The following is an 11,752-nucleotide window of genomic DNA, read 5'->3' on the forward strand; positions in this document are numbered from 1 at the left end:
GTGCTTGTCCCCCGGCGAGCGGCCGGGGGACAAGCACCGCCCCACCACGCCGTCGCACCGGTCTCCGGGCGGTGGATCCGGCGGCCGTGTCACGCGACGTGGTGTCATGCGGCCTTCCCGGGGCATCCGGATCCCATCGCCCGACGACCGGATCTTCACGAGGAGTCCTCATGCTCGGCATCGCCGCCGCCGTACTGCTGTTCATCGCGTTCCTGATCAACGCCGGTGACGTCTCGACCAATCACGTGTTCACGTCCACCAACGTCATGCTCATCGGGCTCGCGCTGCTCGCCCTCCACCTCTCGGGTGTCGGCGGGGGCTGGGCGACGCGCAGCCGCCGTCGCTGACGCGGTCCTTTTCGTGTCACTTCGCCCGGGTGACTTGCCGTGACGCCGTCCGCCACGAGATGGTTGCCGGACGGAAACAGTCTGTCGTCCGGAAAGGTGGTGGGCCCGCGGAGCGGGCCCTTGCTCGTGGACACTTCCCAGCAACCCCCCGCCCGCCCGCGCGGCGCCGGTACGGCCGCCACGTGGGGCTTCGCCCCCTACCCCGTGGTGGTCGCCGACCGGTCGGGGGGCGTGGTCGGCACGAACGCCGCCGCCGCCACGCTCTTCCCCCGGGCGATCGCCGGGGCATGGCTGCGCGACGTGGTCCCGGCGTGGATCGCCGACGCCCACACACGGCTGCGGGGCGGCTTTCCCGGTCCCCGGAACCCCGGTCCCGGAGCGTTCGCGCACGGCCCGGTCGGCGACCGGACCTTCGAGGCGCACCCCACCGGAACGGACGACGGCGACATCGTCTGGTGGCTGGTCGACGACACCGACCGGCGCCTGGCCGAGGACGCCCTCAGGACCGAACGGGAGCGCGCCGCCTTCCTGGCCGGAGCCTCCAGCGCGCTGCTGTCCTCGCTGAACGTCGAACGGTGCATGGAGGTGACGGCGGAGCTCGCCGCCGAGCACCTCGCCGACGCCGCCGTGATCGTCGCCCCTCCACGCGGACGCAAGGTCCAGCTCACGTTCTGCGGGGCCGACGGCGCCGTGGTGCACCGGACGGTGCGCGACGACGTACAGGAGCTGCCCGGGCTCGGCGAGGCCCTGCGCGGATTCCCGCCCGTACCGTCCCGCTGGATCGACCCGGCCGCCGTTCCCGCGTGGGCCGTACCGGAGGGGTTCACCGGACCGGTCGGCTCGGCGGCCGTGACACCGCTGCCCGGCCACGGCGTGCCCGCGGGCGCCCTGATCCTGCTCCGGTCGAGTCACCACGCCGCCTTCACGGAGAGCGAGGAGATCTTCGCCCGGCTCTTCGCCGCACGTGCCGGAGCCGCCATGTCCGCGGCCCGCATGTACGCCGAACAGGCCGCCATCACGGCGACGTTGATGCGCGAGCTGCTGCCGCCCCGGTTGCACGCGGTGCGCGGGATCGAGTTCGCCGGCCGGTACCGCCCCGCGGACCACGCCGAACGCGTCGGCGGCGACTTCTACGACGTCCACCCCGCGTCGGACGAGGGACAGGAATCCCTCGTCGTCCTCGGGGACGTCTGCGGCAAGGGGCTCGAGGCCGCCGTCCTGACCGGCAAGATCCGCAACACGGTGCAGGCGCTCCTGCCGCTCGCCGACGACCACCAGCGGCTGCTGGGACTGCTCAACGGCGCCCTGATGAACTCCCACCACACCCGCTTCGCCACGCTCGCGATGGCCTCCGTGGTACGCCGCGCGGGCATCGTCCACCTGCGGATCACCAGCGCGGGACACCCCCCTCCGCTGATCGTGCGGGCCGACGGCGCGGTCGAGCAGGCCAGGACGCGCGGGACCCTCATCGGCGCGTTCCGGGACGTCAGCTCCACCACGGTCCGGGTCGAACTGGCGCCGGGCGAGACCTGCCTCCTCTTCACGGACGGCATCACCGAGGCCAGGGGAGGACCGCTGGGGGACGAGTTCTTCGGCCTCCGACGGCTGGAGACGGCATTCGCGCAGTGCGCCGGCATGCCCGCCGAGGCCGTGGTGGAACACGTCCAGATGCTCGCCGCGCAATGGGTCGGACGCGGCGGCCACGACGACATGGCGACGGTCGCCGTCACCGCACCCCACCACGCGCATCTGAGCGCGGTGAACGGCCACACCCGGGGCAGGTACACAGGATGACACCGTCCCGACCGCACCACCCCGGAGCCGTGCCGCTCGACGACGCGCGTGACCTGCTGTGGTCGGCGGTCCACCAGGGCGACGAACACCGGGCCGCGGCCGTCGTCCTCGACGCGCTGGAGTCGTCCGGCGACGCCGAGACCGTCCTGCTCGACCTGATCGCCCCGGTGCAGGCGAGGGTCGGCACGGAATGGGCGGCGAACCGGCTCACCGTGGCCCAGGAACACACCGCCACCGCCATCCACGAGCGGGTCATCGCCGTCCTCGCCCACCGCCCCGACCGCCGGGACGGGACCCCGAACGGCCCCCGGATCACCGTGGCCTGCGTCGACGGGGAGTGGCACGCCCTGCCGGCCAGGCTCCTCGCGGAGGTGCTGCGGCTGCGCGGATGGCGGGTGGACTTCCTCGGCGCGCACGTGCCCACCCCCCATCTCATCGCGCACCTGCACCGGACGGGACCCCGGGCGGTGGCGCTCTCCTCCTCCGTCCCCACCCATCTGCCCACCGCGCACATGGCCGTCACGGCATGTCAGGCGGCGGGCGTGCCCGTCATCGCGGGCGGCGCCGCCTTCGGACCCGACGGCCGCCACGCCCGTGCCCTGGGGGCCGACGGATGGGCCCCCGACGCCCGTGGCGCGGCGGCGGTCCTCGAACGGGGCCTCGACCGCCCCGGCCCCCCTGCCGTCCACCAGACCGTGGACGACCTGCCGCACCTGGCCGACCAGGAGTACACGATCGTCGCCGCGACGACGCACCAGCTCGTCAAGCAGACGCTGGCGGACCTGGAGGACCGGTTCGAGCCGCTGCGCGGCTACACCGAACGGCAGCGGCGGCACACCGCCGAGGACCTCGCGCACATCGTCGAGTACCTGGCCACGTCCCTGTACGTCGCCGACGTCGAGCTGTTCACGGGATTCGTCCTCTGGACCGCGGACATCCTCACCGCCCGCGGTGTCCCCGCGCGGAGCCTGGACCCCGCGCTGGACCTGCTGGCCCTGCAACTCAAGGACTTCCCACGCGCCTGCCGCACGCTGGCCGACGCGCGGGAGGCGCTCGGAAACCGAACGCCGCCACCCGAGACCCCCGGCCCCGGAAAGCCCGTATGACCACTTCGCATCCCCCCGCATTCACGCTGACCGTCGACGTCCAGCCCGCCGCACTCGTGATCCACGTCGCCGGAGACCTCGACCACGAGACGTGCGACGAGCTGACGAGGGCCGTCGACCGGTACCTCGTCGCCCCCGGGGACCCCGGGGGACGGTTCCCGGACCTGCACGTCGACTTCGCCGGTCTCGGCAGCATCGACTCCATGGGCCTGGCCGCCCTGCTGATGATCCGTCGCCGCACCGACGCCGCTGGGGTGCGCCTGCATCTCGACCAGCGGCCCCGCGGCCTGGACCGGCTCCTGGAGATCACGGGAACGCTGGAGCACCTCACCGCGCCCCGCGACGAGAGCGGCGGGGAGCGAAGTCCCGGGGCCGGCTGACCCGGCGCACTCCTGCGTCACGCCGGGGTGAACGGCGCCGGGCCCGCGGTGCGCCGCGAGATCGCGTCGAATGTCCGCCGGACGGCAATGTCCGCCGGACAGCGGGGTATTGGCAGCCCTGAGCGACCCCGCGAGCTGACGGAGGAAGACATGACGATCGACGGAATCTGGTCGTACGCACCGGAGTTCGACCACCCCGAGGCGCACGAACTGGCCGGCTACAGCGTCGAGGCGACGGACGGGACCATAGGCCACGTCGACCGGCAGTCCGACGACTCGGGGATGCGGCACCTGGTCGTCGACACCGGCGTCTGGGTGTTCGGCAAGAGCGTGCTGGTGCCCGTGGGCGTCGTCGCCGGCATAGACACGGAGTCCCGGAAGGTCACCGTCGCCTGCACCCGCGAGGAGATCAAGTCGGCGCCCGTGTTCAGGACCGACCGCGAGACCTCGGACCCCGCGTACCTGTCCAGCGTCGGGACCTACTACCGGAGCCTCCCGCCGAGGCGGCCCGCGTGAACCGTCGCGCGCCCGCGGACGGCGGCGCACGCGCGGCGGCCGGCCGCCGCGCCCCGAAGACCTCGCTCCCCCACGGGAGCGGACGAGAAAGAGTGTGCACATGTCCGACGGGGCGGAAGCCACCGTGACGCACGGAGCGGCCCAGGACGCCTTCGTCGTGCGTGTCGGCGGCGACATCGACCACGAGAGCGCGTTCCGGCTGGAGGAGGCCCTGAGCCTGGCGCACCGGGCGGGCCCGGAACGCACGGTGGTCGACCTGTCGGGGACGGGATTCGCCGACTCCTCGATCCTGCACGTCCTCCTGGAGGCGCAGCGCGCGCACCGGGCCCGCGGCACGCTCATGGTGGTCTGCGGGCCCTTCGGCGACATCGTCCGGAGGCTGTTCGACGTGACGGGGACCGGGGGCTTCTTCGTCCTCGCGGACAGTGTCGGGGCGGCACTGGAACTCCCGGACCCGGCGACCGGGCGGTGAACCCGGTCAACCGCCCCCCGAAGGCCGGTACGGGGCCGGGAGCGGGCGTCGCGGTCACGAGCGCCGCGGGCGCGCGCGACCACGTCCGGGCGCTGCTGCGCGAGCACGGCCGGACGGGCGGGGCGAACCCGGACGCGGTCGTCGACCTGCTGCTGGTGGTCTCGGAACTGGTCACCAACGCGATCCGGCACGGCGGCGGGCTCGCCGGCTTCGACGCGGCGCTGACCGGCGGGGGCGTACGGCTCGCCGTGCGCGACAACAGCGACGTCGTCCCCGCCCAGGCCCGTGGCACCGGCGAGATCCCGCGGACGCACCGGACGAACGGATACGGCTGGCCCCTGATCATCCGCCTGTCCGCCGCCGTCACCGTCGAGCCGTGCCCCGGAAGCGGCAAGACGATCCGCGTGTTCGTCCCGCTGGCCCCGGAGAGGTGAGGGATGAACGGTGCCGGTGAGACGGTCCGCCCGGCACGGCTCCGGCGGTACGGGCCCCGGCCGCCCGCCCACTGGTGGCCGGCCCTGCGCCGCACCCCGGTCTCGATGTGGAACGACGACGTGTCCGACTGGGCCGCCGCGCTGACGTACTACGCGATCCTCACGGTGCTCCCGGCCCTGCTGGTCATGGTCATCGCCTTCGGTCTGATCGGCCCGGACACCGCCGAGCAGTTCATCGCGCACGTCACGGCGTACGCTCCCGCCCAGTCCGGGACCGAACTGCACCGGGCGCTGGGGGAGATGCTGCGGCAGCGGTCCGCCGCCTGGACGCTGCTGGTCACCGGCGCGGCGAGCGCGCTGTGGTCGGCGTCGAGCTACCTCGCGGTGTTCCGGCGGGCCCTGCACCGCATGCACGACGCGGCGGACCACCGTTCGGTCTGGCGCACCGCGCACCGGCTGGTGCTGACCGCGCTGGCGCTTCTCGGGCTGCTCGTCGTGAGCGCGCTCGTCCTGCTGCTGACCGGCCCCGTGGCCGAGGCCGCCGGCCGGGCCGTCGGGGTCGACGGCCCGGTGGCCCTGGCCTGGAACCTGCTCCGCTGGCCCCTGTTGACCTGCCTGGCCGCCCTGTTGGTCCTCGTCGTGTTCCACACCGGGCCGCCGCCCGCCCGCCGTCGCGGGCACAGCCTTCCCGGCGGTGTCCTGGCCGCCGTCCTGTGGCTCGCGGTCTCGGCCGGATTCGCCCTGTACGCCTCCGTCCTCGGCGCCTACAGCAGGCTCTACGGATCCCTCGCGGGCCTGGTCGTCTTCCTCGTGTGGCTGTGGCTGTCCAACCTCGCGCTGCTGGCCGGCGCGCAGTTCACGGCCGAACTGGACAAGGCCGCGGCGGCGGGGAACCGTACGACGGGGTGAGACTCGCAGGTTTGTTCCGGCCAGGACGGCGCACACGGAGTGAGGAAGTCACATCCAGTGAGTCACATCCAGTACGGACGGACGGTGGAGGAACTGTGGGCATCATCGCTTGGATTCTGATCGGGTTGCTTGCCGGTGCCATCGCCAAGCTGCTCCTGCCGGGCAAGGACCCGGGCGGGATCATCATCACCATGCTGATCGGGGTGGCGGGCGGCCTGCTGGGCGGCTGGCTGGGCAAGGTCCTCTTCGACGTCGACTCGATCGACGGGTTCTTCGACCTGTCGACCTGGATCGCCGCCATCGTGGGATCGCTGATCCTCCTGGTCCTGTACCGGCTGCTGACGGGCAACAGCCGGTCGCACCGCCACGCGTGAACGGGCCCCGGCCCGTTCGGCGCGTCACACCGCACGGCCCGGGGCCGGCACCGGAGTTCACGGTCGCCGGCCCCGGGCCGTGCGGCGTGTCCCCGGACGCGCCCGGGCTCCGCGCCGCCTTCCCGGCCCGGCGGACCTCCTGCCATGATCACCGGAGAACGCGCGGTGCCGCCCGGCACGGGCCGCGACGCAGCCAGTGAGGAGCCCGAGTGACGTACGACGTAGGCGCGCTGCGTGCCGAGATCCCCTCCCTGCTCTCCGGTGTCGCGCACTTCGACGGACCGGGCGGCACACAGACCCCGGCCCGGGTGGCCCGGGCGATCGCGGACGCGCTCACCGGACCGCTGTCCATCCGGGGGAACCTGACGCCGGGAGAGGCGAACGCCGAGAACGCCGTCCGGGAGTTCCGGCGGGCGGTGGCCGACCTGGTGGGCGGTCATCCGTCCGGAGTCGTCTTCGGCCGCAGCGCCACCCAGCTCACGTACGACGTCGCCCGGACGCTCGCGAAGGACTGGGCGCCCGGCGACGAGGTCGTCGTCAGCCGGCTCGACCACGACGCGAACATCCGGCCCTGGATCCAGGCGGCCGAACGGGCCGGTGCCCAGGTGCGCTGGGCGGACTTCGACCCGGTGACGGGTGAACTCCCGCCCCGCGCGGTGGAGGCCCTGCTGACCGGGCGCACCCGGCTGGTCGCGGTCACCGCCGCCTCGAACCTGACGGGTACCGTGCCCGACGTCGCGGAGATCTCCCGCCTGGTCCACCGGCACCCGCGGGCGCTGCTCCACGTGGACGGGGTGCACTACGCGGCGCACGCCTTCGTGGACCTCGCACGGCTCGGCGCCGACTTCTTCGTGTGCTCGCCCTACAAGTTCCTCGGCCCGCACCACGGTGTCCTGGCCGCCTCCCCGGAGCTGCTGGAGCGGCTGCGCCCGGACAAACTGCTGCCGTCCACCGACACGGTGCCCGAGCGGTTCGAACTGGGAACGCTGCCTTACGAGTTGCTGGTCGGCACCACCGCCGCGATCGACGTCCTCGCCGGACTCTCGGGCAAGGCGGCGGGCGGCCGCAGGGACCGGCTGCGTACGGCCTTCGCGGCGATCGGGCGACACGAGGGAGCGCTGCGCGGGCGGCTGGAGGCGGGCCTGGCCGGACTCCCGGGCGTCACCGTCCGTTCCAGGGCGGCCGAGCGCACGCCCACCCTGCTGCTGACGTTCGACGGCCGGGCGGCGGCCGACGCCTCCGTGTTCCTGGCGGGCCGCGGTGTGCACGCGCCCGCCGGATCGTTCTACGCGCTGGAGGCGTCCCGGCACCTCGGCCTCGGGGACACCGGGGGCCTGCGTGTCGGGCTCTCGCCGTACAACGACGAGGACGACGTCGACCGGCTGCTGGAGGGTCTGGCGGCGTTCCTGCGGTCGTAGGGGCGGGGCGGTTTCCGGCGTGCCGCGGGGCCGGGCCGGGGGACCTGTCCGCCGGCCGGTGCGGTGTCACCCGGTCAGGAGCCCGCCGGCGCCGCCGGGTCCGGGTCCGGGCCGTCCGGGGCGGTGATCAGCCGGAGTGCCTCGGCGAGGTGACGTGGACGCAGGAGTCCGGGTCCGGGACGGGTGCCCCAGCCGGGACCGCCCAGCAGGACGCGGCCGCGGGTCCGTCCTCCCCCTGCCTCCCCGCATGTGGTGGCGATGTGCCGGGCGAGCGGCAGGTTCGCCGTGGGCCACGACTGGGACCACAGGACGACCGACCGGGGACCGACGCGCCGCACCGCGGCCGTGAGCGCCTCGGACGGGACGGCGCCGCCGAGGCTCACGGCGGGCACGTGCCGTTCCGCGAGGGCCGCGTTGAGCGCCTCCAGGGGGAGGGCGTGCTGTTCGCCCGGGACGCAGGCCAGCAGGACGGGCGACACCGCGGCGGGCGGCGCGTGCCCGGCCGCGGACACGTAGGCGTGCCGCAGGGTGGCGGAGACGTGCCAGGTCAGCAGGTGCTCGACCTCGACGTAACGGTCCCCCGAGGACTCCCACCTGCGGCCCACCGCCCGCAGGGCGGGCACCATCACGTCCTCCCAGGCCCCGGCCGGACCGTGCGTACGGACCGCCGCCGCCAGCCGCTCCTGGACGGCGGGGGCGTCCAGCCGGACGGCGGCACGCGCGAGGTCCCGGGCCTCCCGGGCCGCGTCTTTCGACGGCGGTCCCGGTGCCCCCGTCTCCTCGTGGGTGCTCAGTTCCACGGCGCGGCTCCCGGGAGAACGGTGGACGGCGTTCCGGCGGGAGTGCCCCGCCCGGTGACGGAGGGGCCCGTCGTGCGGTGGCGGCAGGTCATGACGGGCCTCGCCTCGATTCCGGAGCCGTCCGGGGACCCGGCCGGTCCGCCGGGTTCACCCCTGCTTCGGCGCGGGGCGGCCCTCCGGATGCGGCGAACCGGCCCGCCGTACCGCCCGGGGCGTCCCGGAGATCCCCGCGGAGTCCGCCGCGTCCTCCCTCACGCGACTCCCCGTACCGTTCGCGCGCGCTGCGGTGCCATCGCCCAGCGCACGGCCGAGGTGAAAGCGCTGCCGAGCGGACGTACGCAGACGCTGTCCACCAACGGCAGCCTGAGCAGCCGGAGTTCGGCGGCGGCCCAGGCGGGCAGCAGGGACACCGCGTTCGCGGCGAGCACCCCGTAGGGCAGCCGGGCCACCAGGGGCACCGGCGGGTTCAGCAGGAGGAAGCGGGCGGCGTCCCGCGCCTGCGGTGTCGCCCGTACCTCGCCGCGGTAGGCGGCCAGCCGGTCCGCGAGCCCGGCGACGGTCGTGGGCGGGTCCAGGACGCCCAGCGCGGCGGCGACGCGGGCGGTGTCCGCCACGTAGCCGTCGCAGCCGGCCCGGGACAGCGGCCGCGAGCCGTACCGCTGGTGCGCGCGCAGGAAGCTGTCGACCTCGGCGACGTGGACCCAGGCGAGGAGGTGGGGATCGGCCGCGTGGTACGGCGTTCCGTCCGGGGTCGTACCGCGCACCCGCTCATGGACCGCCCGTACCCGGTCGCAGGCGTCCTGGGCACTCTCGGCCGTCCCGTACGTCGTCACGGCGAGGAAGGTGCTGGTGCGCTGGAGCCTTCCCCACGGGTCCCCGCGGAAGCCCGAGTGCGCGGAGACGGCGGCCATGGCGAGCGGGTGCAGCGACTGGAGCAGCAGCGCGGAGAGGCCGCCGATGAACATCGACGCGTCCCCGTGCACCGTGCGGATGGGGCGGTCGGGGCCGAACCAGCGGGGTCCGGGCGTGCCGTGGATGCGAGCGCGGTTCTCCGGTCCCTCCGGGCCCGCGACGCGGGCGAACAGAGCGCTGCCCAGCCGCTCCCGTACGCCGCCGTCCGCTCCGGTCAGTCTCATGGGCACCGGCCTCCTCCGCGTCGTGCTCCGTCGGGCCCGCGTCCTGTCCCGGCCCGGGCCGTCCGGGACCGCGCGGACCGGCGGGAACGCCCTCCAGACCCCTCAGCATGGCCGAACCGGGGGAGGAAAGTCCACGGGCCCGCGGCGGTCACCGGGCCGTGCCGACGCGTCCCGGCGGGACCGGCGCCGGCGGCCGGGACCCACGGGTTCCCGCCTCACAGGGCGACGCGGGTGCCCCGTGCCTCCGCGCGGGCGACGGCGTGGGCGACGTGGGCGGCCGCGACGTCCAGCGCGGCGTGGCCGGTCGACTTGAACACGGTGAGTTCGCCGTCCTCGCGCCGGCCGGGGTGGTCGCCGCCGAGGACCGCGCCGAGGAGCGTCACGTGCCGCTCGGGCGGGAGGTCCTGCAGTTCGTGGGCGCCGGAGGGGGGCCGGGTCGTGGCGGCGCCGTGCCACTCGGCGAAGAGGGTGGCGTTCCGGACGGTGTCGGCGTCCAGCTCCGGTCCGTGGGAGCCGCCCACCGAGCTGACGTGCGTGCCGGGGGCGAGCCAGGCGCGACGGATCACCGGGCGGACGGCACCGGTGCAGCAGAACACCGTGCCGGCCCCTCGTACCGCCTCCTCGATGCTCTCCGCGGCCCGGGCCGCGGGGTGGAGCGCGGCGGCGCTCCCGGCACGCCCGGGATCGCGGCCCGCCACGGAGACGGGGGTCCCGGGGTCCACGGCCGCGAGCAGCGCGATCTGGGCGCGCGCCTGGGCGCCCGTTCCGATGACGGCGACCCGGGCGGCGTCCCGGCGGGCCAGCGCGCAGGCGCTCAGGGTGGCGGCCGCCGCGGTGCGGATCCCGGTGAGCGGCTCCGCGTCCATCAGGGCCAGCGGGCGGCCGTCGGTCTCGTCGAAGAGCGCGACGATCCCCCGGTGACTGCTGCGGCCGGGGCGCCCCGGGTCGGCGAACACGGAGACCAGCTTGGCCGCGAGCCCGAGACCGGGAACGTGGCCGGGCATCGCGCCGAGCAGGCCGTGCGGGGTGTGCGCGGCGATCCGCGGCGGGACGGAGACCTCGTCACGGGCGACGGCGACGAGGGCCGTGGCCACGGCGTCCAGGACGCGGTGGGGGTCGAGCGCGGCGCGCGTCTGCGCCCCGTCGAGGAAGAGGATCTCGCTCATGCCGGGCCTTCGGTGGACGGGGAGGGGGCGGAGCCGGAGAGGATCCGTGCCAGTTCGCCGGTCGCCTCGCGCAGCCGCTCCCGCAGGGCGGGCAGAAGGGCCTCGCCGAAGTCCGGGCCCAGTCCGACCACGGTGAGGGCGCAGACCGGCTCGCCGGGACGGGTGACCACGGCGCGGGCGAGCGAGGCGACCGGCTGTTCGTTGCGCCCGTACTCGACGGCGAATCCGGTGCGTTCGGCCTCCTCGATGTCGGCCAGCAGCCCGTCGGGTCCGTCCAGCGGGTGGCCGGCCTCCTCCGCGGCGCGCAGATAGGGGGCCCGGTCGTCCGGGGCGAGGGCCGCGACGAGGGCGAGCGGTCCGGCGAACCGGTGCACGGGCAGGGCCTGGCCGTTCAGGCTGCTGATCATCGCCAGCCGGTCGGGGCGTACGACGTCGATCACGCGGGACCGGTCGGCCTCGGGCACCTGGAGGTTGACCATCAGGCCGGTGTGCCCGGACAGCGCCGCGAGAACCGGCCGGGCGAGGGCGCCGAGCGAGTTGCGGGCCGCCGAGGACGACAGCCGCAGCACCGCCGTGCCCGGCAGGTAGCGGTCGCCCGCGCGCAGCACCCAGCCACGTCTGACCAGGTCGAGGAGCACGCGGTAGGCGGTCGCGCGGTGCAGTCCGACCTCCTCGGCGAGGTCGGTGAGACGCGGGGGCCGGGACGCACGGGCCACGGCCTCGACCAGGTCCAGGGCCTTGTCCACCGCGCCGCGGGGTGCCTCGGGCAATTCGGGCCCCTCCTTGTGACGTCGTGAGATGCGAGCGTACGGTAACGCGTGTTGCGAGAGACGATACGTCTGTTACGTAGAGCGTAACAAGATCCATCAAGCGGCCAACCGGTCCGGACGGCGGTGACCA

General features: G+C 74.8%; 14 protein-coding genes. 10 read left to right on the forward strand and 4 right to left on the reverse strand.

Annotated elements, in window-relative coordinates; all coding sequences use genetic code 11:
* Positions 1-170 precede the first annotated feature (170 nt).
* From ACFW6B_RS24165 to ACFW6B_RS24210, 10 genes are all read left to right on the forward strand, one after another.
* The gene (locus ACFW6B_RS24165; RefSeq protein ID WP_261705424.1) at positions 171-347 is read left to right on the forward strand and encodes a hypothetical protein; all 177 of its coding nucleotides are present in this window, start codon (positions 171-173) and stop codon (positions 345-347) included.
* A 126-nt stretch (positions 348-473) separates the two neighbouring features.
* Positions 474-2,141, forward strand: a complete 1,668-nt coding sequence (locus ACFW6B_RS24170; protein ID WP_386598814.1) for a PP2C family protein-serine/threonine phosphatase — start codon at positions 474-476, stop codon at positions 2,139-2,141.
* Positions 2,138-3,247: a B12-binding domain-containing protein gene (locus ACFW6B_RS24175; protein WP_386598634.1), complete on the forward strand. Its 1,110-nt coding sequence runs from the start codon at positions 2,138-2,140 to the stop codon at positions 3,245-3,247. Before ACFW6B_RS24170 ends, ACFW6B_RS24175 begins: the two co-directional genes overlap by 4 nt.
* Positions 3,244-3,627: an STAS domain-containing protein gene (locus tag ACFW6B_RS24180; RefSeq protein WP_386598635.1), complete on the forward strand. Its 384-nt coding sequence runs from the start codon at positions 3,244-3,246 to the stop codon at positions 3,625-3,627. Before ACFW6B_RS24175 ends, ACFW6B_RS24180 begins: the two co-directional genes overlap by 4 nt.
* A gap of 150 nt (positions 3,628-3,777) precedes the next feature.
* Positions 3,778-4,143, forward strand: a complete 366-nt coding sequence (locus ACFW6B_RS24185; protein ID WP_386598636.1) for a PRC-barrel domain-containing protein — start codon at positions 3,778-3,780, stop codon at positions 4,141-4,143.
* A gap of 100 nt (positions 4,144-4,243) precedes the next feature.
* Positions 4,244-4,615: an STAS domain-containing protein gene (locus ACFW6B_RS24190; RefSeq protein ID WP_386598637.1), complete on the forward strand. Its 372-nt coding sequence runs from the start codon at positions 4,244-4,246 to the stop codon at positions 4,613-4,615.
* Positions 4,612-5,049, forward strand: coding sequence for an ATP-binding protein (locus ACFW6B_RS24195; RefSeq protein WP_386598638.1), 438 nt, complete (start codon positions 4,612-4,614; stop codon positions 5,047-5,049). Before ACFW6B_RS24190 ends, ACFW6B_RS24195 begins: the two co-directional genes overlap by 4 nt.
* A 3-nt stretch (positions 5,050-5,052) precedes the next feature.
* Positions 5,053-5,958 (forward strand): YihY/virulence factor BrkB family protein, encoded by a 906-nt coding sequence (locus ACFW6B_RS24200; RefSeq protein WP_386598639.1) that lies wholly within the window; start codon positions 5,053-5,055, stop codon positions 5,956-5,958.
* A 95-nt stretch (positions 5,959-6,053) separates the two neighbouring features.
* Positions 6,054-6,332, forward strand: coding sequence for a GlsB/YeaQ/YmgE family stress response membrane protein (locus tag ACFW6B_RS24205; protein ID WP_386598640.1), 279 nt, complete (start codon positions 6,054-6,056; stop codon positions 6,330-6,332).
* A 209-nt stretch (positions 6,333-6,541) separates the two neighbouring features.
* Positions 6,542-7,750: a cysteine desulfurase-like protein gene (locus ACFW6B_RS24210; protein WP_386598641.1), complete on the forward strand. Its 1,209-nt coding sequence runs from the start codon at positions 6,542-6,544 to the stop codon at positions 7,748-7,750.
* Between the two features lie 74 nt (positions 7,751-7,824).
* Here the strand turns inward: ACFW6B_RS24210 and ACFW6B_RS24215 are convergent, their stop codons facing one another.
* From ACFW6B_RS24215 to ACFW6B_RS24230, 4 genes are all read right to left on the reverse strand, one after another.
* The gene (locus ACFW6B_RS24215) at positions 7,825-8,550 is read right to left on the reverse strand and encodes a B12-binding domain-containing protein (RefSeq protein ID WP_386598642.1); all 726 of its coding nucleotides are present in this window, start codon (positions 8,548-8,550) and stop codon (positions 7,825-7,827) included.
* 251 nt (positions 8,551-8,801) lie between these two features.
* Positions 8,802-9,686 (reverse strand): oxygenase MpaB family protein, encoded by an 885-nt coding sequence (locus ACFW6B_RS24220; RefSeq protein WP_386598643.1) that lies wholly within the window; start codon positions 9,684-9,686, stop codon positions 8,802-8,804.
* Positions 9,687-9,901: 215 nt separating this feature from the next.
* On the reverse strand, positions 9,902-10,852 hold the full coding sequence (locus ACFW6B_RS24225; RefSeq protein ID WP_386598645.1) for an ornithine cyclodeaminase family protein: 951 nt from the start codon (positions 10,850-10,852) through the stop codon (positions 9,902-9,904).
* A complete protein-coding gene (locus tag ACFW6B_RS24230) occupies positions 10,849-11,622 on the reverse strand; it encodes an IclR family transcriptional regulator (protein WP_386598646.1) in 774 nt (257 codons plus the stop codon). The genes ACFW6B_RS24225 and ACFW6B_RS24230 overlap by 4 nt, the downstream gene beginning before the upstream one ends.
* Positions 11,623-11,752 lie beyond the last annotated feature (130 nt).

Origin of the sequence: Streptomyces sp. NPDC058751, assembly GCF_042746485.1 — a bacterium.
Lineage (GTDB): Bacteria > Actinomycetota > Actinomycetes > Streptomycetales > Streptomycetaceae > Streptomyces.